This window comes from Streptomyces sp. R44 (assembly GCF_041053105.1).
GTDB lineage: Bacteria > Actinomycetota > Actinomycetes > Streptomycetales > Streptomycetaceae > Streptomyces.
Window position 1 is genome coordinate 139,236 of sequence record NZ_CP163444.1, and the last position, 19,481, is coordinate 158,716.

Genomic DNA, 19,481 nt, shown 5'->3' on the forward strand with positions numbered 1-19,481 from the left:
GTTGCCGATTTGTGACGAGGGGAAGGCATTGACGTTGCCGGGATCCGGAGTCCATCATCCTCGCCAGACAGTGTCAACGATGACATAAGTCAACGATGACACTCTGAGCAGCATGCTCTCCTCCCCGTCCCGTGCCGCTCGCTATCCCACAGGAGCCGATCATGTACCGCACCACTCGCCTGTCCTCCTCCCTGTTCAGAGCCGCCGCGGCCACGGGCGTCGCCGCCCTCACCCTGACGGCCTGCGGCTCCGGCTCCGGCTCCGGCTCCGGCACGGGCTCCACGAGCTCCGGCTCGGGCAGCGTCAAGGTCGGCCTGATAACGAAGACCGACACCAACCCGTTCTTCGTGAAGATGAAGGAGGGCGCGGAGAAGGCCGCCAAGGAGAACGGAGCCGAACTGTCCACCGCGGCGGGCAAGTTCGACGGCGACAACGCCGGACAGGTCACCGCCATCGAGAACATGGTCGCCGCCGGAGTGAAGGGCATCCTGATCACGCCGAGCGACTCCAAGGCGATCGTTCCCGCGATCCAGAAGGCCCGCGCCAAGGGAGTCCTGGTCATCGCCCTGGACTCCCCCACCGACCCCGAGAGCGGAGTCGACGCCCTCTTCGCCACCGACAACGTGAAGGCCGGCCAACTGATCGGCGAGTACGCCAAGGCCGCGATGAACGGCAGGACCGCGAAGATCGCCACCCTCGACCTGGCGCCCGGCGTCTCCGTCGGCGTCCAGCGGCACGACGGCTTCCTGAAGGGGTTCGGCGCCACCGACAAGGACGTCCTCTGCGCCCAGGACACCGGAGGCGACCAGGCCAAGGGCCAGACGGCGATGGAGAACTGTCTTCAGAAGGAACCCGGCATCAACGTCGTCTACACCATCAACGAGCCCGCCGCGCTGGGTGCGTACACCGCGCTCAAGGCCAAGGGCCGGGAGAAGGACGTCCTGATCGTCTCCGTCGACGGCGGCTGCACCGGCACCCAGGCCGTCAAGGACGGCAAGATCGCCGCCACCTCCCAGCAGTACCCGCTGAAGATGGCCGCCGAGGGCGTCAAGTCCGTCGTGACGTACGCCAAGGACGGCAAGAAGGCCTCCGGTTACACCGACACCGGCGTCACCCTGATCACCGACAAGGCGCAGACCGGGGCCACGTCCAAGGACACCGCCTACGGCCTGGAGAACTGCTGGGGCTGAGGAGCCGGCGAAAAGCGCACGACCCGCCCGTCCCTTCAGCGGGGTGGCCGTTCCTTCCAGCCGGGTGACGGCCACCCGCTCGTCCTCTTGTCCTCCGCCAAGGAAGGACAACGACTTCTGTCTTCCGACAAGGACTCCGCATGACCGCCACCGCCACGTCCACATCCCCCGGCACATCCACGCCGTACGCCGGCCTCACAGCACCGACCACGGTCCGCAGGCTGCTCACGGCGCCGACCACGGGCCCCCTGGTCGCTCTCCTCCTGGCCTGCGCCTTCTTCTCGCTCTCCACCGACCAGTTCCTCACCGGTGGGAACTTCTCGCTGATCGTCCAGCAGGTCATGGTCGTCGGTACCCTCGCCATCGGCCAGACCCTGATCATCCTCACGGCGGGCATCGACCTCTCCTGCGGTGCCGTGATGGCGTTCGGCAGCATCGTCATCGCGAAGACGGCCGCCGAGGGCTCCCTCCCCCCGCTCGCCGCCATCGCGCTGGGCATCACCGTCTGCGGCGGCTTCGGGCTGCTCAACGGGCTTCTGGTGCAGAAGATCCCGCTGCCGCCGTTCATCGTCACCCTCGGCATGCTGAACGTGGCGTTCGCGCTGACCCACATCTACTCCGAGGAGCAGACGGTCACCGACCTGCCCGGCCCGCTGACGGCCCTCGGTGAGACCTTCCCGCTCGGCCACACCGACATCACCTACGGTTCCCTGGTCACCATCGCCCTGTTCCTGCTGCTCGCCTACGCGCTCAGCAGCACCGGCTGGGGCCGGCACGTCTACGCCCTGGGCAACAGTCAGGAAGCGGCACGCCTGAACGGCATCCGCACGTCCCGCCTGACCATCGGCATCTACGCGGTGGCCGGTCTGCTGTACGGCGTCGCCGCCCTGCTGCTCATCTCCCGCACCGGAGTCGGCGACCCGCAGGCCGGCCAGACCGACAACCTCGACAGCATCACCGCCGTGGTCCTCGGCGGCACCAGCCTCTTCGGCGGACGCGGTTCGGTCCTGGGCACCTTCATCGGCGTCCTGATCGTCGGTGTCTTCCGCAACGGCCTGCAACTGATGGGCGTCGCCTCCATCTACCAGACGCTCATCACCGGCGTCCTGGTGATCCTCGCGGTGACCGTCGACCAGATCTCCCGGAAGAAGGCCCGATGAGCATCATCTCCTCTGCCACGCCCGTGCTGCAGGCCCGCGGTCTGGTCAAGCGCTACGGTCATGTCACCGCCATCGACGGGGCCGACTTCGACCTGATGCCCGGCGAGGTGCTCGCGGTCATCGGCGACAACGGAGCCGGCAAGACCAGTCTGATCAAGGCGCTCACGGGCGCGGTGGTTCCCGACGCGGGCGAGATCCGCCTCAACGGCGAGCCCGTCACTTTCTCCGGCCCGCAGAGCGCACGTGCCCACGGGATCGAGACGGTCTACCAGGACCTCGCCGTGGCCGCCTCCATGGACATCGCCTCGAACATGTTCCTCGGGCGCGAACTCCGCCGCCCCGGCGTCCTCGGCAGCGTCTTCCGCATGCTCGACAAGAAGCGCATGCGCCAGGAGGCCGCCGAGCACATGGCCGACCTGAAGATCGGTCTGCGCTCGCTGACACAGGCGGTGGAGACGCTCTCCGGCGGACAGCGGCAGGCGGTCGCGGTCGCCCGCTCCGTCGCATGGGCCAGCAGCGTCGTCGTCATGGACGAACCCACCGCCGCTCTCGGCGTCAAGGAGTCCGGTCAGGTCCTGGACCTCATCCGCCGGGTCCGCGACAAAGGCATGCCGGTCGTCCTGATCAGCCACAACATGCCGCACGTCTTCGAGATCGCCGACCGGATCCATGTCCATCGCCTCGGCCGGCGCGCCGCGCTGATCAGGCCCTCCGACTACTCCATGGCAGAGGTCGTCGCTATCATGACCGGCGCACTCAACATCGACGAGGCCGGAGACACCGTCGTAGCGGATTCGGAAGCCGCGAAGGCCGCCGGCGTCCAGGCCATCTGACAGTACGAACCCGCTCTCGCAGTTCCGGCCGAGGCCGCGGCCGGAACCGAGGGCCTTCAGGAGACGGTTTCTCCATGGCAGCGAACCGCCGCCCCACCCTGGCCGACGTGGCCCGAGAAGTCGGCGTCAGCGCCAAGACGGTCTCCCGGGTCCTCAACGAGGACGGACCCGCCTCCGCGCAGACCAGGGAGCAGGTACTCGCGGCGGTGGCCAAACTCGGCTTCCAGCCGAACCTCATGGCCCGCAACATCCGCGTCGGCGGCCCGGACACCACCATAGGGCTGGTCATCCCCGACCTCGCCAACCCCTTCTTCGGAGCCGTGGCCCGCGCCATCGAGGACACCGTCAGCGAACGCGGCCTGACCCTGCTCATGGGTTCCTCCGCGGACGACCCGGAGCGCGAACGCGCCCTGACGGACAAGTTCCTCGCCCGTCGGGCCAGCATCCTGATCGTCGTACCGTCCGTCGGCGCCGATCACTCGCACCTCAGGTCCCACCGTACGGCGGGGCTGCCCGTGATCTTCCTCGACCGGCCCGGAGCCGGTCTCGCCACGGACAGCATCGTCAGCTCCAACCGTGCCGGAGCCCACGAAGGCGTCGCCCACCTCATCGCCCACGGCCACCGGCGCATCGGCTTCGTCGGTGACCTGCCCCAGAAGCTGTACACCCGCCGCGAACGACTGGCCGGCTACCGTGCGGCCCTGGAGGAGGCCGGCCTCCCCTACGACCGCTCGCTCGTCGTCAACGCCCACGACCAGCAAGGGGCCGAAGCCGCGACCTCCCAGCTGCTCGACCTGGCCGAACCCCCCACGGCCCTGTTCGCCGGCAACAACATCATGGCCCTGGGCATCGTCGTCGAACTGGCCCGCAGCGGGCGCAAGCACGTCGCCGTCGTCGCCTTCGACGACGTAGCCCTGGCCGAGGCCCTCGAACCGGCCCTGACCGTCGTCGTCCAGGACCCCGAGGAACTCGGCAGAACAGCGGCGACCACGGCCCTGGCCCGCCTCGACGGAGACCGCTCCCGCGCCCGCACCGTCACCGTCCCCACCCGACTGATCGTCCGAGGCTCGGGCGAGCAACCCGCACCCGGCTCGCAGCAGGCCTGACCGAGGGGCACCTCGTCCGCGGCGGTGTACGACGACGGTGGGGCGGACGGAGGTACGACCCGAGCGCCGTCAGTGTCCGGGGCCAGGATGCTTACTGGTCATGCCCCGGATCCTCCGTCACGGGCAGGCACTCGGCGAGCAGGTCGACGACGTCGCGCCAGGCTCGCTGCGCGTGGCGTGGGTGGTAGCCGACGCCGGGGACCGTGGGGTGGGCGACCGGCGGGTGGTGGAAGGCGTGCAAGGCGCCGCCGTACACCGTGAGGCGCCAGTCGACGCCCGCGGCCTGCATCTCGGCGGTGAACGCGTTCCGTTGCGCGGGCGGCATGATCGGGTCTTCCGACCCGACCCCGGCCCACACCGGGCAGCGGATGCGCGCCGCCTCGCCCGGTCGGCCCGTGGTCAGTGCGTTGACTGTCCCGATCGCGCGCAGACTGACACCGTCACGTCCGAGTTCCAGCCCGACGGCGCCCCCGGTGCCGTAGCCGACGGCGGCGATCCGGTCGGGGTCGGTCCGCGGCTCGCTGCGCAACACATCGAGCGCCGCATGGCCGATGCCTCGCATCCGCTCGGGATCAGCGAGCAGCGGCAGGCAACGGGCCAGCATCTCCTCGGGGTCGCCCAGATAGCGCCCGCCATGAAGGTCGAAGGCGAGCGCTACGTATCCCAGCTCGGCGAGAGCATCGGCCCGGCGGCGCTCGACGTCGCTGAGCCCCATGCCCTCTGGTCCGAGCAGCACCGCGGGCCGGCGGTCGACACCGGCCGGGAGCGCGAGGTGCCCGATCATCGTCAAACCGTCGGCCGGATACTCGACCGCACGCGTCGTCATCGTCGTCATGGGACTCGACTGTATGGATCGCCGAGCCCGTCCGGCCGGTGTTCCGCCGCTGGCAGAACGGCGCGAGCATCCCTCTGAGATGCGGCGACGGCCGTGCAGCCCGCGCCAGTCGACCATTTACATAAACCATGAATATAAAAGCACTATGCTTCGACCATGAGTCGTCAAGACGCCGCTCCCGGCGCGTCCGCCGCCATCGGGGCAGCCCTCTACGGTCTGGCCACCAGGGCCGCGAGACGCCTGCCCCGGGACATGAGCCTGACGTCCGCCGCCACCCTGGCCACCCTGGACCGGACCGGCCCGCGGCGCATCACCGATCTGGCCGCGGTCGAGGGCGTCACCCAGCCCGCGATGACCGCCCTGGTCCGGGTGATGGAGGAATCCGGCCTGGTCGAGCGGCGGGGCGACGCGTCCGACAAGCGGGTCACGCTGGTGTGCCTGACCGAGGCCGGCGCCTCCTATGTGCGGACGCGGCGCCAGGCGGGCGCCCACGCGTTCGAGCGGTTGATCGGCGAGCTCACCGGCGACGAGGTCGAGGCGCTGGTGGCGGCCCTTCCGGCGCTGAAGCATCTGGCAGAGCTCGAGAGCCAGGACCGCGAAGGGCCGAGGCAGTGACCGGGCAGCCGGTCCGCGGGGGCGCGGTGAAGGCATCACCGGTGGCGCGTACCGAGACGCGGCTGCTGGTCCCCGCCCTGATTTTCATCGCTCTGGTCGTGGCGGCGGTCGCCAGCCTCGGGACGCCGCTCATCACCAGCGTGGCGACCTCGTTCCACGTCTCGCTCGGCAGCGCGCAGTGGACGCTGACCGTCGCGCTGCTCAGCGGCGCCGTCGCCACGCCGGTCCTGGGCCGGCTCGGTGCCGGCCGGTACCGGCGGGTCACGATCCTCGTCACGCTGGCGGTCGTCGTCGCCGGCAGCGCGCTCACCGTGCTGCCGCTGCCGTTCGCGTGGCTGCTGGCCGGCAGGGCGGCCCAGGGCGTCGGGCTCGGGCTGACGGCGCTGATGATGGGCGTGGCCCGGGACCACCTCCCGGAGGAGCGCAGCGCGGCCGTGATCGCCCTGATCTCGGTGGTCTCGATCATCGGGGCCGGCGTCGGCTACCCGCTGGCCGCACTGCTCGCCGAGCTCGGCGGGGTACGGGCCGCCTACGGCCTCGGCCTGGTCGTCACCGCCGCCGCCCTCCTGACCGCGTGGCGCTCCATACCCGAAGCCCCCGAAGGCCGCTCCGCCCGTGTGGACGTGGCAGGCGCGGTCGTCCTGGCAGCCGCGCTGCTCCTGGTGCTGTTCCTCGCCGGCGAACGGAAGCTGTGGAGCCGGCACCTCGCCGTGGCGGCGGGCCTCGCCGTCGTCGCGGTGGTGCTGTTGTGCGTCTGGGCCGTCATCGAGCTGCGCAGCGCGACGCCCCTGGTCGATGTGCGGGCGGTGCGGCACCCGGCGGTCGCCGGGGCGAACCTCGCCATGTTCGTCGGCGGGATCGGCATGTACCTCCTGCTCACGCTCGTCACCCGGTTCGCGCAGACGCCGCACGATGCCGGCTACGGCTTCGGGCTGACGACCTTCGTCGCCGGGCTGGTCCTCATCCCGTTCTCGGTGCTGGGGTTCGTCGCCGGCAAGCTCACGCCGCGGGTCCGGACGCGGATCGCCGACCCCCTGCTCCTGGCCGGCAGCGCCGTCGTGGTCGGCGGCGGGTTCGCCCTGTTCGCGGCGGCCCGGTCGGACCTGGCCGAACTGTTCGCGGTGATGGGCGTGCTCGGCTTCGGCGTCGGCGGCTTCTCGGCCGCGATGCCCGGCGTCATCCTGGCCGTCACGCCCACGAGCGAGACGTCGAGCGCCATGAGCTTCAACTACGTCGTCCGAAGCGTCGGGTACTCCCTGGGCAGCGCCATCGGCGGCCTGATCCTCGCCGCGGGCACCGGCCCCGGCCACCTCTTCCCCGACGACAGCGCCTACACCACCGCGGCGCTGGTCGGCATCGGCGCCATGGCGATCGCTACGCTGACAAGCCTCGCTCTCGCCCGCCGACGCTCGTCCGAGACCAACCCGTAAGTCGGTTGCACTCATCCCCACACTGGAGGTTTCCATGCCCAAGGGCTACTGGGTCAGCGTCTACCGCACCATTGCAGACCCTGAGAAGCTGGCTGCCTACAACACCCTGGCCCGCGTGGCCGTCGAGGCCGGCGGCGGTCGGACCATCGTCCGTGGCGGCCGGGTCGAGGCGCATGACGCCGGAATCGCCGAGCGCACCGTCCTGGTCGAGTTCGACAGCTTCGAGCAGGCCGTCGCGGTGCGCGAGAGTGCGGCCTACCAGGAGGCGCTGGCCGCCCTCTCCGACGGCGTCGAGCGCGACTTCCGCATCGTCGAAGGCACCGACTGACCGAGGTCCAGGCGGATCTTCACTGCTGAAGCAGCGTTCGACCACGTTGCGCCGTTCACCACCTGGCGCCGGTCCCGCACAGGCCTGCCCATCCGGCCCGGCGTCAACAACGGATCGATCAACGCCCGCAAATCATCCTTCAGTTCATGTCGCCGCACAACGAACGGAGCAACGAGCCATCGACTTTACGGACACGCTCTAGGGGCTGGGCGCCCGAGCGGTGAGCAGCGGGAGGAGGTGGTCGGGGGTCAGGGGGAGGTGTCGGAGGCGGACGCCGCATGCGTGGTGGACGGCGTTGGCGATCGCCGCCGCCGTTCCGACGATGCCGATCTCCCCGATGCCCTTGCTGCCCATCGGGTTGAGGTGGGGGTCGTGCTCGTCCACCCAGTGCGCCTCGATGTCCGGCACATCGGCGCAGACGGGGACGTGGTAGGAGGCCAGGTCGCGTTCGCGGAAGTCGCCGAAGGCGAGGTCCATGGTGCTGTGTTCGGTGAGCGCCATCCCGATCCCCATGGTCATGCCGCCGATGAACTGGGAGCGGGCGGTGGGCGCGTTGAGGACGCGGCCCACGGCATAGACGCCGAGCAGCCGGCTCACGCGGACCTCGCCGGTGACGGTGTCGACGCGGACCTCCGCGAAGTGGGCGCCGAAGGCGTGGCGGGCGTACGGGGACGTCCGCCTCGCCTCCTCATCCGTGCTCGCCTCGACCGTGACGCCCTCGGGCGGCAGCGGACGACCGGGGTCGGCGGCCAGGGTCGCGCGCAGCGCGGCGCAGGCCTTGTGCACGGCCCAGCCCCAGGACGCGGTCCCGGAGGAGCCGCCGGCGACGGGGGCGTCGGGCAGTCGGCTGCTGCCGAGTTCGACGCCCACGGAGTCGAGCGGGGCGCCGAGGGCGTCGGCGGCGATCCGGGCGAGGACGGTCCGCGCCCCGGTGCCGATGTCGGTGGCGTTGACGCGGACGACGAAGCGGCCGTCCGGGGCGGCGTGGGCGGAGGCGCGGGACGGGCTCAGGAGTACGGGGTAGGTGGCGGCGGCGACACCCGTACCGGCCAGCACGTCCCCGTCCCGCCGGACGCCGGGGCGCGGGTCCCGGTCCGCCCAGCAGAACCGGCGCGCGCCGTCCCGCAGGCAGGCGGCGAGGCCCCGGCTGCTGAACGGCTTGCTGCTGTCGGGCTCGGTGTCGGGTTCGTTGCGCAGCCGGAGCTCCACCGGGTCGACGCCGACCGCCTCGGCGAGTTCGTCCATGGCCGTTTCGAGGGCGTACATCCCGGACGCCTCGCCGGGGGCGCGCATCCACGACGGGGTGGGCACGTCCAGGGCGACCACCCGGTGGGTGGTGCGGCTGTGAGGAGAGGTGTACATGGTGCGGGCGGGGACGGCGGCCTGTTCGACGAACTCCTTCACCGTGGACGTCTGGGTGACCACGTCGTGGGCGAGGGCCGCGATCGTGCCGTCGGCGGCGGCGCCGATGCGGACGCGCTGGATGGTGGGCGCGCGGTGCCCCACGGTGGCGGGCAGGTCACGGCGGGGCAGGGCGAGCCGGACGGGCCGGCCGGTGTGCCGGGCGGCCATCGCCGCGAGGACGGCCGGCGGCCGGGGGGTGCCCTTGGAGCCGAAGCCGCCGCCCACGTAGGCGGAGACGACGGTGACCTTCTGCTGGGGCAGCCGGAACAGGCGCGCGAGGACGTCCCGTACGGTGGTTGCGCCCTGGCTGGAGTCGTAGACGGTCAGGTTGTCGTCGTCCCACCAGGCAGTGGCGGCGTGCGGTTCCATCGGGTGGTTGTGCAGGGCGTCCATGGTGTAGGTGGCGTCGATGCGGACCGGGGACGCGGCGAAGGCGGTGTCGAAGTCGCCCCGCTCGCGTACGGCCGGGTGGCCCCCGTTGGCCTCCTCGGGCGTGTAGAGACGCGGGTGGTCGGCGCTCAGCCGGACGTCGTGCTCGCTCGGCGCGTAGTCGATCCGCAGCACGTCGGCGGCGGCGCGGGCGTTCTCGGGCGTGTCGGCGACCACGACGGCGACGAACCAGCCCCGGTGGGGGACCCGCTCATCCTGGAGCAGCGCGAGCGTCGGGTCGTCGGCGTCGCCGAGGCGCGGGGCGTTCTCGTGGGTGAGGACGGCGTGCACGCCGGGGCGCTGCAGGATCTCGTCGGCGTGGATGGCGGTGACCCGCCCGCGGGCGACGGCGGCGGGCACCGGGCAGGCGTGGACGCAGCCTGGCGGCGTCCGGTCGACGGCGTAGCGGGCCTCGCCCGTCACCTTCTGGCGGGCGTCACGCCTGACGGCCGCCGAGGGCTGAGCGGTCGCGGGTTCATGACGGGTCATGGCGTGGTGCCTCCTCCGGTCGGCGTACGGCGGGGTGTGGCGGGCGGACGGATGCCGGGCGGGCGGGGCGACGCGACCACGACGCGCCCGCACCCGTCTGCCCACGCGTCACGGGGCGGCCGCGGCGGCGCGGGACGCGAGGTCACCCAGGAGACTCACGGCGAGGTTGCGGGCCAGCGGCACCTTGAAGCCGTTGTCGCGGAGGGGCTCGGCGGCGGCGAGTTCGGCATCGGCGGCCCGCCGGAAGGTCTCGGCGGTGGCCGGCGCGCCCCGCAACACCTCCTCCGCCGCCCGCGCCCGCCAGGGCTTGTGGGCGAGACCGCCGAAAGCGAGGGCGGCGTGCCCCACCCGGCCGTCCTCGACGGTCAGGACGAGGGCGACGGAGGCGAGCGCGAAGGCGTACGAGGCGCGGTCGCGTGCCTTGCGGTAGGCGCTGAGCGCGCCGGGCGGCGGCGCGGGGAGCGTGACGCCCGTGATGAGTTCGCCGGGGGCGATGACGGTGTCCAGGTCCGGGCGGTCGCCGGGCAGCCGGTGGAACGCGGCGACGGGCACCGTCCGCTCGCCGTCCGCCCCGCGCAGCCGGACCTCTGCGTCGAGGGCGGCGAGGGCGACGGCCATGTCTGAGGGGTGCGTGGCGACACAGTGGGTGGAGTGACCGAGGACCGCGAGGTCCCGGTGGACGCCCTCCCGGGCGGGGCAGCCGGAACCGGGCAGACGCTTGTTGCACGGCGTGGACGTGTCCTGGAAGTAGGGGCAGCGGGTGCGCTGGAGGAGGTTGCCTCCGGTGGTGGCCGCGTTGCGGAGCTGGGGCGAGGCGCCGGCCAGCAGGGCCTGGGACAGCACGGGGTAGCGGGTGCGCACGTCGGGGTGGGCGGCGACGTCGCTGTTGCGCGCGGTCGCCCCGATCAGCAGGCCGCCGTCGGGGGTCTCCGCGACGCCGTCGAGGGGCAAGGCGCCGAGGTCGACGAGCAGCGGCGGGCCGGTGACGCCCAGTTTCATCAGGTCCACGAGGTTGGTGCCGCCTGCCAGGAAGCGGGCGCCGGGGTGGGCCGCGAGGTGCGCGATGGCCTCCTCGGTGCGTTCGGGGCGCACGTACGCGAAGGGCTTCACCGTACGAGCTCCTCGATCGCGGCCACGATGTTCGGGTAGGCGCCGCAGCGGCAGATGTTCCCGCTCATGCGTTCCCGGATCTCGTCCGGTGTGAGGGCGACGGGCTCACCCGGCAGTCGTTCCGGCGGTGTCACATGAGAGGGTTCGCCGCGCGCCGCCTCGTCCAGCAGGGCCACGGCCGAGCAGATCTGGCCCGGTGTGCAGTAGCCGCACTGCAGGGCGTCCCGGGCGACGAACGCCTCCTGGGCCGGATGGAGGTGCTCACCGTCCGTGAGGCCCTCGACGGTGGTGACGGAACGGCCCGCGCACGCGACGGCGAACAGCAGACAGCTGTTCACGCGCCGCCCGTCGAGGAGGACGGTGCAGGCACCGCACTGCCCGTGGTCGCAGCCCTTCTTGGTGCCGGTGAGGTCGAGGTGGTCGCGCAGCGCGTCAAGCAGGGTCGTGCGGTGGTCCAGGGTGAGCGAGTGGTCCGTTCCGTTGACGCGCAGCGCCACCGTGGACGCGCGCTCCGGCAGGGTCTGGTCCACCGGTTCTCCTCCTCACCTCGGGGTCTTCGCCGGCGCGGGCCCGAACGTCCGCCGCGTGGCGGTACGTGGGCGGGCCCGACCGACCGGGTCGCCGCTCGACACGCCCGCCGACCTGTCCGCACGCGGGCGCGGACTCGTGTCCGTCGGCGTGTCCATCCGTACGCGCCTGCGTCGACGCTATGCGACGACCGCCTCCCCCGCCTCCCGCGAGCCAGGCGTCCGGCCCGTGGGTGACCTCAGTCGAAGGTGTGCCGTCGACCGGTGGTCGTCCGGGTTCGAAGCCACTGATCGGTCGGTGCGTGGTTGTCTCGCCTCGGGGCCGACGGGTACCCGCACAGCAGGCCGCCGGAGCACCGACGCTCCCTTGGGCGGGTCGGCGGCGGAAGCACCGTTCCCCTCATCAAGGTGAACGGCTCCCAGAGGCGCGCCGGAGTCACAGCCCCCGTCGCAGCGCTTGCGAGAGTCGGGTTCTCTGTGCCTTCCACACCACCGCCGTGCCGCCACGTCAAGGGAAGTCATCATGAGGCAGCGGTATACGAAGGACCGCGAACGGTCACAGTGAAGGACGTACCGGACGCGAAGATCGAGCACCCCTGCGACATCATCGTCAAGATCACCGCCACCAACATCTGCGGTTCGGACCTGCACATGTACGAGGGCCGCACCTCGTTCGAGTCCGGCCGCAGCCTGGGACACGAGAACATGGGCCGGAGGTCGGCCCCGCCGTCCGCAAGGTCCAGGTCGTGGAGGCGAGTACGTGGTCCTGCCCTTCAACATCGCCTGCGGCTTCTGCAAGCAGTGCGAGCAAGGTCTGACCAACTACTGCCTGACCATGCAGCCGGAACCCGCCCTCGCGGGAGCCGCCTACGGATTGTGATGCTCGCCGACATCTTCCCCCAGGCCACCCTCGGTCCGGGCGCCGACAACGCCTGCGAATGCGTCGGCTACCAGGCCCACGACCCCCAGGGACACGAGGACGCCGGCCTCACGCTCAACGGCCTGATCGACTCGGTCGGGTTCACGGGCGACATCGGCGTGGTGGGAGTGTTCCTGCCCCAGGACCCCGGCGGCGCGCAGGCCCAGGGCGAGCTGGAGGCGCAGGGCAAGGTCCCGATCGACTTCGGCATGATGTGGTTGAAGGGCCAGCGCATGGGCACGGGGCAGGCGCCGGTGAAGAAGTACAACCGGGCGCTGCGGGATCTGATCACAGGCGGGAAGGCGAAGCCGAGCTTCGTCGTCTCCCACGAGCTCGGCCGGGACGAGGCCCCCCTCGCCTACGAGCACTTCGACGCCCGTGACGAGGGCTGGACCAAGGTGGTCCTGCATCCGAACGGACACGGGAACGGCCACAAGCGGGAGGAGACCCGAGGTCGCCATCCCCCCTGCTTCCCCTCGTATGCCTCGCGGTCGAAGGCCCGCGGGCGGCCACCGGATCGGCCTCTTCGCCTGCGGTCGGCGGCCTGGTCGGCGGGCTGCGGAATCGCTGCCCGGATCCCTCGTCGGCGCAATGCGCTCGGGTCGCACGCGACGAGAAGCCTTGTCGGCCAGGAATGACGAGTGCGGCTGCGGTGACGGTGCCGAGGTGGACGTAGCCGCGTAGCGGCGGGTTCGGCGGTTGCCGTAGCCCTTGTCGGCGCTGACGCTGTCCGGCTTCGTACGAGGCCTACCGGTGGCCAGCCGGCCTTGGCACGCGGGTCTAGTCCATGACCGGCTCGAACTGGGTGCAGTCGGCGCACTGCCCGGGCGTGATGACCAGCGAGAGCACCCGGCAGCGGCCGTCCGCACTCCGGTGGATCGTGGCGGTCCCGCCACCTGCCGCAACGCCCGTTGCTCACCGGTGGAAGCGGATCCAGCCGCTCCCACTGAGCATCCGTCAAGTCACTCCTGTCCCCCATGGTCCTATCAACGACTGGACTGATCGTCGGGCCACCTTCCAACCCCCGGCGATGCTCGGTGCCGACCGCTGCATACGGTGGAGGCGTGGGCGGTGGCGGCGGCCCCCGGCCGATCGAGAGGACGCGAACACGTGGATGTGTATGAGGCCGTGGACAGTCGCCGGGCCGTGCGGGCGTTCAGCGATGAGCCGGTGCCCAAGGAGGTACTCGAACGAGTACTGACCGCAGCGACGCGGGCTCCATCCAGTGGGAACCTCCAGCCGTGGCATGTGTATGTCGTCACCGGCGAACCCTTGAGCGAACTGAAGAGGCGCGCGACGGCGAGGGCCCTGGCGGGAGACCCGGGTGATGAGCGGGAGTATCCGATGTACCCGGACGAACTGACCTCGCCGTATCTGGATCGCTTCTCCGCTGCGGCGAGTCAGCGGTACGAAGCGCTGGGGATTGAGCGCGACGACCCCGCCCGGCCCCAGAAGATCGCAACCTTGAACTCGGAGGCGTTCGGGGCGCCGGTCGTCTTGTTCTGCTACCTCAACCGGACGATGGGGCCCGGGCAGTGGGGTGACGCGGGGATGTACCTGCAGACGGTCATGCTGCTGCTGAGGGCGGAAGGGTTGCACAGCTGCCCCCAGGTGATGTGGACCACGTACCGCAAGACCGTCAGCCGAACAGTCGGAGCCGATGACGAGCTCGTGCTGTTCTGCGGCATCTCAGTGGGATTTGAGAAGGAAGGCGCGCCAAGGCGGCGTACCGGGCGCGCGGACATGACGGAAACGGTGAGCTTCATCGGGGTGTGACCGCTGCCGGCCGAGATCGACAGGACAGCCCCAGGGGCGTCTTTCCGACCATTGGATCGTGGGGCCCCTGGCAGACCGTCCACGGACGGTTCGCCCGCTGCGCCGCCGACGGCACCTGCCACGACGGGTTCCCTCTCCGTCGGCGGGCCCGGCGTTCGGCTCCTGGCCACGGACGGACTGCACAGCCGGACGCCGGGCCCAACCCGCCTCCGCCCGGGGGGGATTCCCTGGTTCCGGGGTGGGGCTGGCCGCACCCCCGGCCGGGGGACCGTCGGATGTCCCGGTGGTCAACGGCTCCGTAGCGTCGTCGCCATGACCCACACCACGACCCACACCCGCTTCCGGCCGACGGTGCAGCGCAGACGCGTACGCCGGTCCCTGGCCGCCGCAACCGCCGTCGTCCTCACCGCCCTTGCCGCCACCCCGGCGGTCGCCGCGTCCGAACCCCGCCCGGCCCAGCAGAGCACCGTGCGTGGGGCCCTTCTCGGTGTCACTCCCGTCGCCGACCTGAGCCGGGCCGAGGTCGCCGCGTTCCTCAGGGGCGCCGGCATCGACGCGGCGACCGTGCGCCACGGTGTGCGCGGCTACCGCCTCACGTACCGGACCCTGACGCCTCGGGGCGAACCGACCACAGCCACCGGCCTGTTGGTGCTCCCCAAGGGTGGCGAGCGCCGGCTCGACCTGGTGGCCGACACGCACGGCACGATGGTCCACCGCGACTACGCGCCGTCCGTCGCCGAGGACTTCGGGCTGTACGCGCCCTATCTGCACGCCGCCGCGGGCCGCGCCGTCGCCGCACCCGATTACCTCGGGCTCGGCAAGGGACCCGGCCTCCACCCGTACATGGACACCGCCTCCTCCGTCGCCGCCTCGCTCGACATGCTGCGGGCCTCCCGGACCGCCGCGCGTGTGCTGGGCCGGCCGCTCACCGGAGACGTGTACGGCACCGGGTTCTCACAGGGCGGCCAGGTCGCCATGGCGCTGGGCCGCGAGCTGGCGCGGGGCGCGGACCGGCACTTCCGTCTGCGGGCGCTCGCGCCGGTCGCCGGACCGTACGACTTGCAGGGCGCCGAGATCCCCGCCCTGCTCGACGGCCGCGTCAACGACATCAGCGGTGTCTTCTACATGTCGTACTTCCTCACCGCGCAGAACCGGCTGCACCCCGTCTACGACAACCCGGCCGAGGCCTTCCGGCAGCCGTACGCGGGGTACGTGGAGGAACTCTTCGACACCCGGCACACCGAGGAGGACATCGTCACGAAGCTGCCCGGCTCGGTGAAGGAGCTGCTGACCGACGGCTTCTACGAGCGGCTGCGGCACCCGGACGGCGGCCTGCTGGCCGCGCTCAAGGCGCAGGACGGGACCTGCGACTGGAAGCCCGACGTGCCCGTACGGCTGCACAGCGCAGCCGGCGACACGGACGTGGCGATCGCCAACTCCATCAGCTGCGCCGCTGATCTGGCCCGCAACGGGGTGTCGGCCCCCGTGATCGACCACGGAAAGGCCGACCACAACGGGTCTTTCAAGCTGGCGGGGCCCCAGATCGTGCGCTGGTTCGACACGCTGGCGCGCTAGGTGTATTGCCCTGTGAGGTTGGGGATGCGGCTGGCGGGTGGTTTGCCTGCGAGCGCGGTGTGTCCGCGGTGGTGATTGTAGGTGTGCAGCCGGCTGGGGAATGCGTCGCGTCGTTGCTGCTCTGAGTGGTAGGGGCGGGCGTAGGCCCACTCGTCGAGGAGGGTGCGGTTGAGGCGTTCGACCTTGCCGTTGGTCTGGGGTCGGTAGGGCCGGGTTCGCTTGTGGGTGATCCCGGCTGCCGTCAGGCTGTCGCGCCAGTCGCGGGAGCGGTAGCAGGAGCCGTTGTCGGTCAGGACGCGTTCGACGGTGATCCCGACGCTGGTGAAATAGGCGTGGGCCCGCTGCCAGAAGGCGGTGGCGGTCTCCTTCTTCTCGTCGGTGTGGATCTCGCTGTAGGCGAGGCGGGAGTGGTCGTCGACGGCGGTGTGGATGTAGCTGTAGCCGGCGTTCTTGCGGGTCTTGCGGCCGGCCTGGCGGCCCAGCACCCTGTGGCCGCCGCCGTCGGGGATGTTGCCGAGCTTCTTGATGTCCACGTGCACCAGTTCGCCGGGCTTCTCGCGTTCGTAGCGGCGTATGTTCCGGCCGGTTGCACGGTCCAGATGGGTCAGACGGGCCAGCCCGAACCGGGTCAGGACCCGGTGCACGGTTGAGGGCACCAGTCGCAGGTGGTGGGCGATGCGGGCCGGGCCCCAGCGCCGCAGGACACGGACCTTGATGATTCGCCGCTCGGTGCGGGTCGGGGTCCGCCCGGGACTGTGACGAGGGCGTGAGGATCGGTCGGTCATGCCCGCTTCGCCGTCGTGGCGGTAGCGGGCAGCCCACCGCTGGGCTGTGGTCGGTGAGACCTGGAAGCGTTCGGCGGCACGCCGCAGCGGCCAGCCGTCCTCAACCACACAGCGGGCCAGACGCAGGCGCCCGGTCTCGGTCAGGGGTGCATTACGGTGGGGCACGAGGGCCTTTCGGTCAGGTGTAGACGTCGCAATCCACACCGAACCGGAAGGCCCTCACCTGTTCAAGATCCCTCAACCGAGACCTGGCTCACCCGTCCACAACCTCCCAAGACAGAACAGCTAGGCAGCGCGCAGATGGCGCGGATCAAAGGTGCGGGCGTACTCCGCGACGACATCCCCCCGTCGACTCAGAGGGCCTGTGGGAAGTCGAACAGCCTGTCCGGGTCATAACGCCTCTTGAGCTCAGCCAGCCGGTGAGCGGCCGAGCCGTAGTACGCGGAGCGCCAGTTGCTGAGACTCGCGTCTGTGTAGTTCTGGTACGCCGCGCCCGAGGCGTACCGGCGCATCGCGGTGTGCGTGCCGTCCAGCCAGGCCGTCGCCGCCCCGGCGGCATGGCCGGCGGGCCAGGATGCGGTGTACTGCGCCAGGAAACGTGAGTTGCGGTGTACGAAGGCCGTCGCCTGCGGAGAGACGCGGTTGACGGCCCCGCCCAGGGCGGTGAGCGCGACGGATACGGCACCGCCGCCGCTGCTGCGCCCGTAGCGTTCGACCTGGTCGAGCAGCGATCGGATGCCGGCGGTGGTCAGCGAGCGGTCGAAGAAGTCCGAGCGTGCCGCGTACGTCTCCCGCTGGAGCACACCGGTGGGCTGCCGACCCGGGGTTCCGCCGGGCAGATGGCACTGGGCGGTGGACTTCGTCGCGCAGCCCGCGTACATCCGCATCGTGTCGAGGTAGCCGCGGCGGCGCATGGTGATGTGGGAGGCGGCGCCGGGGCCGCCGGGTCGGTCGGCCAGCCGGTCGACGGCGTTCTGCAACGCGCCGTAGGTGCCGAGTGAGAAGCAGCTGATGGAGACGGTGGGAGTCCGGCCGGCGACGGCGGACAGGTGCAGCGCCGACCAGATCTCGTCGGGCTGGGCCGGGCCCCACTCCTGCCAGGAGCGGAGTGCGGCGGCGGCCTTGGACCAGGGCCAGGTCATGTGCGCGGTGACGCCGTCGGCGGCTTTGTGGGTGCGGAACCGGAGTTCGGTGACGACGCCGAAGTTTCCGTTTCCCGCGCCGCGCAGCGCCCAGAACAGGTCGGTCTCCCGGTCCTTGGACACGTCGAGGGTCCTGCCGTCGGCGGTGACGATGCGGGCGCCGGTGAGGTTGTCGGAGGTGAGCCCGTAGGCGCGCGAGACCACACCGTGGCCGCCCCCGAGTGTCAGGCCGGAGATGCCGACCGTGGGACACGAGCCGCCGGGGACGGTGACGCCGTGTGCGCCGAGCTGACTGTAGACGTCGATGAGCTTGGCGCCGGCCCCGATGACGGCACTGCCGGAGCCCGTACGAATGGACTTCAGCGCCGAGACGTCGATGACCAGGCGTCCGTTGCCGCTGGACCAACCGGCGTACGAGTGGCCGCCGTTGCGGATGGCGACGGGGGTGCCGTGGCGTCGTGCGAAGGCCAGGCATTCGGCGATGTCCGCGGTGTTGGCCACGTAGGCGACGGCGGCGGGGCGCAGATTGTCGAAGCGGGTGTTGTACAGCTGGCGGGCGGTGGCGTAGTCGGCATCGCCCGGACGTATCAGACCGCCCTGGAGGCCCCTGCCGAGCGCGGACCAGTCGGCGGCGCGGGGCGCGGCCGACTGGGTGCCGATTGGGGCGGATGCGGAGCCAAGGGGGCGCTGCCCGCTGGTAGCAGCGGCCGAGCCGCCGTTGGGCGCGGCTCCCACTTGCCCGTTTCCCCACCCCATCGTCCAGGCGGCGGTCGCCGCGACGCCGGTGCCCGCTGCGAGCAGTGTGCGCCGTTTCATGGCGGCCTCCGTTCACGATGCTCTGCTGTCTCTTATGCAGAGTGCGAATGGGTGGTGTTGGTTCCGCGTGGTGGACATGTGCGCTGCGGGCGTCCACCGGCGGCCTGACCGTGATGTTGCCCTCGGCCTCGGATGTGCCTGCGAGAAGGACGGCCTCATGGCTCAGATGCACCGACAGAAGCCTCTGATCTCGCCTGATCTGGTCTGCCGTGATGTGTATGGCGTTCTCTAGAGTTCACGACCATGCGCGTGATCAAGAGTTCACTCGGCAGCCTGCCCGTCGCGGGGCTGGCCGCCGTTCTCCTGGCCGCCTGCCTGGTGTGGTCGCAGGCCGGACCGGCGCAGGCGGCGTACGGCGACTGTCCGGCGAAGACGTTCTGCCTGTACACGCAAGCCGGTGGCGGGGGCGAGATGGTCTCGCTCGCGCCGCAGGACGGGCCCGTGCTCGACTACGGCACGGTCGAGCGCCTGAAGGACCGGACCTTCCTGTCGTTCCGTAACAACACGGCCTCCTGGACGTGCCTCTACGACGACCCGGCGTACGGCGGGACCGATATCCAGGCCGTGCTGCCCGGGCAGACCGGCGGCGACCTGGCCAAGGGCGCCGACGGGCTGCCGAAGGTGACGGTGGCCTCGCACAAGTTCGCCCCGTCCAAGTCGCTCTGCCGGACCGGGTTCGACCGCTGCGATGCCGGCCGGGTGTGCATCTTCCAAGGCCCCAGCGGGCGCGGTGTCGGAGGCGTCACGAGCCAGTCCGAAGTCCTTCCCGACGGGGTCCTGGGCAACAGGGACTACGGCGTGACCTGGGACGACAAGCTGGTGTCCGTCGCGAACCGCTCGCACAAGGCCGCCTGCTTCTACCGGGATCCCGGATATTCCGGGACCTGGCAGGCAGGCGGCGTCGCGTACCGGGCGTTCGTCGTCCTGCCGGGCGAGGAGACGACCCTGCCCGCCGTGTACCAGTCGTCCGTCAGCTCCCACAAGCTCGCCGACGCGGAAGGGAAGTGCTGAC

16 protein-coding genes and 2 pseudogenes are annotated in these 19,481 nt (G+C 71.1%); 11 read left to right on the top strand and 7 right to left on the bottom strand.

Annotation, left to right across the window (positions count from 1 at the left end; translation table 11 throughout):
* Positions 1-161 precede the first annotated feature (161 nt).
* The 4 genes from AB5J54_RS00740 (at position 162) to AB5J54_RS00755 (ending at position 4,289) form a co-directional block, all read left to right on the top strand.
* Positions 162-1,190, top strand: coding sequence for a sugar ABC transporter substrate-binding protein (locus tag AB5J54_RS00740; protein ID WP_369141896.1), 1,029 nt, complete (start codon positions 162-164; stop codon positions 1,188-1,190).
* 140 nt (positions 1,191-1,330) lie between these two features.
* Positions 1,331-2,350, top strand: a complete 1,020-nt coding sequence (locus tag AB5J54_RS00745) for an ABC transporter permease (protein WP_369141897.1) — start codon at positions 1,331-1,333, stop codon at positions 2,348-2,350.
* The gene (locus tag AB5J54_RS00750) at positions 2,347-3,183 is read left to right on the top strand and encodes an ATP-binding cassette domain-containing protein (RefSeq protein WP_369141898.1); all 837 of its coding nucleotides are present in this window, start codon (positions 2,347-2,349) and stop codon (positions 3,181-3,183) included. The genes AB5J54_RS00745 and AB5J54_RS00750 overlap by 4 nt, the downstream gene beginning before the upstream one ends.
* 74 nt (positions 3,184-3,257) lie before the next feature.
* A complete protein-coding gene (locus AB5J54_RS00755) occupies positions 3,258-4,289 on the top strand; it encodes a LacI family DNA-binding transcriptional regulator (RefSeq protein WP_369141899.1) in 1,032 nt (343 codons plus the stop codon).
* Between the two features lie 91 nt (positions 4,290-4,380).
* Here the strand turns inward: AB5J54_RS00755 and AB5J54_RS00760 are convergent, their stop codons facing one another.
* The gene (locus AB5J54_RS00760; RefSeq protein ID WP_369141900.1) at positions 4,381-5,124 is read right to left on the bottom strand and encodes a dienelactone hydrolase family protein; all 744 of its coding nucleotides are present in this window, start codon (positions 5,122-5,124) and stop codon (positions 4,381-4,383) included.
* Positions 5,125-5,376: 252 nt separating this feature from the next.
* On the opposite strand from AB5J54_RS00760, the gene AB5J54_RS00765 reads away from it, so the two are divergent.
* Genes AB5J54_RS00765 through AB5J54_RS00775 form a run of 3 tightly spaced genes read left to right on the top strand, consistent with a single transcriptional unit; the run spans position 5,377 to position 7,497 of the window.
* Complete coding sequence (locus tag AB5J54_RS00765) at positions 5,377-5,739, top strand: MarR family winged helix-turn-helix transcriptional regulator (RefSeq protein WP_369149176.1); 363 nt, start codon at positions 5,377-5,379, stop codon at positions 5,737-5,739.
* Complete coding sequence (locus tag AB5J54_RS00770; RefSeq protein ID WP_369141901.1) at positions 5,736-7,169, top strand: MFS transporter; 1,434 nt, start codon at positions 5,736-5,738, stop codon at positions 7,167-7,169. Before AB5J54_RS00765 ends, AB5J54_RS00770 begins: the two co-directional genes overlap by 4 nt.
* Before the next feature lie 34 nt (positions 7,170-7,203).
* Positions 7,204-7,497 (top strand): DUF1330 domain-containing protein, encoded by a 294-nt coding sequence (locus AB5J54_RS00775; RefSeq protein WP_369141902.1) that lies wholly within the window; start codon positions 7,204-7,206, stop codon positions 7,495-7,497.
* Between the two features lie 50 nt (positions 7,498-7,547).
* Here AB5J54_RS00775 and AB5J54_RS00780 read toward each other — a convergent pair.
* From AB5J54_RS00780 to AB5J54_RS00795, 4 genes and pseudogenes are all read right to left on the bottom strand, one after another.
* Positions 7,548-7,655: pseudogene (locus tag AB5J54_RS00780) on the bottom strand (IS5/IS1182 family transposase); the annotation flags it as partial.
* A 40-nt stretch (positions 7,656-7,695) separates the two neighbouring features.
* Positions 7,696-9,819: a xanthine dehydrogenase family protein molybdopterin-binding subunit gene (locus AB5J54_RS00785; RefSeq protein ID WP_369141903.1), complete on the bottom strand. Its 2,124-nt coding sequence runs from the start codon at positions 9,817-9,819 to the stop codon at positions 7,696-7,698.
* Between the two features lie 108 nt (positions 9,820-9,927).
* Positions 9,928-10,929, bottom strand: coding sequence for a xanthine dehydrogenase family protein subunit M (locus AB5J54_RS00790; RefSeq protein WP_369141904.1), 1,002 nt, complete (start codon positions 10,927-10,929; stop codon positions 9,928-9,930).
* Positions 10,926-11,459 (bottom strand): 2Fe-2S iron-sulfur cluster-binding protein, encoded by a 534-nt coding sequence (locus AB5J54_RS00795; protein WP_369141905.1) that lies wholly within the window; start codon positions 11,457-11,459, stop codon positions 10,926-10,928. The genes AB5J54_RS00790 and AB5J54_RS00795 overlap by 4 nt, the downstream gene beginning before the upstream one ends.
* 558 nt (positions 11,460-12,017) lie before the next feature.
* On the opposite strand from AB5J54_RS00795, the pseudogene AB5J54_RS00800 reads away from it, so the two are divergent.
* The 3 genes and pseudogenes from AB5J54_RS00800 to AB5J54_RS00810 form a co-directional block, all read left to right on the top strand.
* A pseudogene (locus AB5J54_RS00800) lies at positions 12,018-12,815 on the top strand (alcohol dehydrogenase catalytic domain-containing protein); the annotation flags it as partial.
* Between the two features lie 670 nt (positions 12,816-13,485).
* Positions 13,486-14,151, top strand: coding sequence for a nitroreductase (locus tag AB5J54_RS00805; RefSeq protein WP_369141906.1), 666 nt, complete (start codon positions 13,486-13,488; stop codon positions 14,149-14,151).
* A 312-nt stretch (positions 14,152-14,463) separates the two neighbouring features.
* Entirely contained in the window at positions 14,464-15,726 is a 1,263-nt protein-coding gene (locus AB5J54_RS00810) for an alpha/beta hydrolase (protein WP_369141907.1), read from the top strand.
* Here AB5J54_RS00810 and AB5J54_RS00815 read toward each other — a convergent pair.
* Positions 15,723-16,676, bottom strand: coding sequence for an IS481 family transposase (locus AB5J54_RS00815; protein ID WP_369141908.1), 954 nt, complete (start codon positions 16,674-16,676; stop codon positions 15,723-15,725). The genes AB5J54_RS00810 and AB5J54_RS00815 overlap by 4 nt on opposite strands.
* A gap of 188 nt (positions 16,677-16,864) precedes the next feature.
* Positions 16,865-18,469 (bottom strand): FAD-binding oxidoreductase, encoded by a 1,605-nt coding sequence (locus tag AB5J54_RS00820; protein WP_369141909.1) that lies wholly within the window; start codon positions 18,467-18,469, stop codon positions 16,865-16,867.
* A 243-nt stretch (positions 18,470-18,712) separates the two neighbouring features.
* On the opposite strand from AB5J54_RS00820, the gene AB5J54_RS00825 reads away from it, so the two are divergent.
* Complete coding sequence (locus tag AB5J54_RS00825) at positions 18,713-19,480, top strand: peptidase inhibitor family I36 protein (RefSeq protein ID WP_369141910.1); 768 nt, start codon at positions 18,713-18,715, stop codon at positions 19,478-19,480.
* Position 19,481: the final 1 nt, after the last annotated feature.

Bases quoted from the DNA above. Each gene is read 5' to 3' on its own strand.
- AB5J54_RS00785 (WP_369141903.1), bottom strand. From the start codon at position 9,819: ATGACCCGTCATGAACCCGCGACCGCTCAGCCCTCGGCGGCCGTCAGG.
- AB5J54_RS00755 (WP_369141899.1), top strand. From the start codon at position 3,258: ATGGCAGCGAACCGCCGCCCCACCCTGGCCGACGTGGCCCGAGAAGTC.
- AB5J54_RS00750 (WP_369141898.1), top strand. From the start codon at position 2,347: ATGAGCATCATCTCCTCTGCCACGCCCGTGCTGCAGGCCCGCGGTCTG.
- AB5J54_RS00810 (WP_369141907.1), top strand. From the start codon at position 14,464: ATGACCCACACCACGACCCACACCCGCTTCCGGCCGACGGTGCAGCGC.
- AB5J54_RS00820 (WP_369141909.1), bottom strand. From the start codon at position 18,469: ATGAAACGGCGCACACTGCTCGCAGCGGGCACCGGCGTCGCGGCGACC.
- AB5J54_RS00765 (WP_369149176.1), top strand. From the start codon at position 5,377: ATGAGCCTGACGTCCGCCGCCACCCTGGCCACCCTGGACCGGACCGGC.
- AB5J54_RS00740 (WP_369141896.1), top strand. From the start codon at position 162: ATGTACCGCACCACTCGCCTGTCCTCCTCCCTGTTCAGAGCCGCCGCG.
- AB5J54_RS00825 (WP_369141910.1), top strand. From the start codon at position 18,713: ATGCGCGTGATCAAGAGTTCACTCGGCAGCCTGCCCGTCGCGGGGCTG.
- AB5J54_RS00775 (WP_369141902.1), top strand. From the start codon at position 7,204: ATGCCCAAGGGCTACTGGGTCAGCGTCTACCGCACCATTGCAGACCCT.
- AB5J54_RS00760 (WP_369141900.1), bottom strand. From the start codon at position 5,124: ATGACGACGATGACGACGCGTGCGGTCGAGTATCCGGCCGACGGTTTG.
- AB5J54_RS00745 (WP_369141897.1), top strand. From the start codon at position 1,331: ATGACCGCCACCGCCACGTCCACATCCCCCGGCACATCCACGCCGTAC.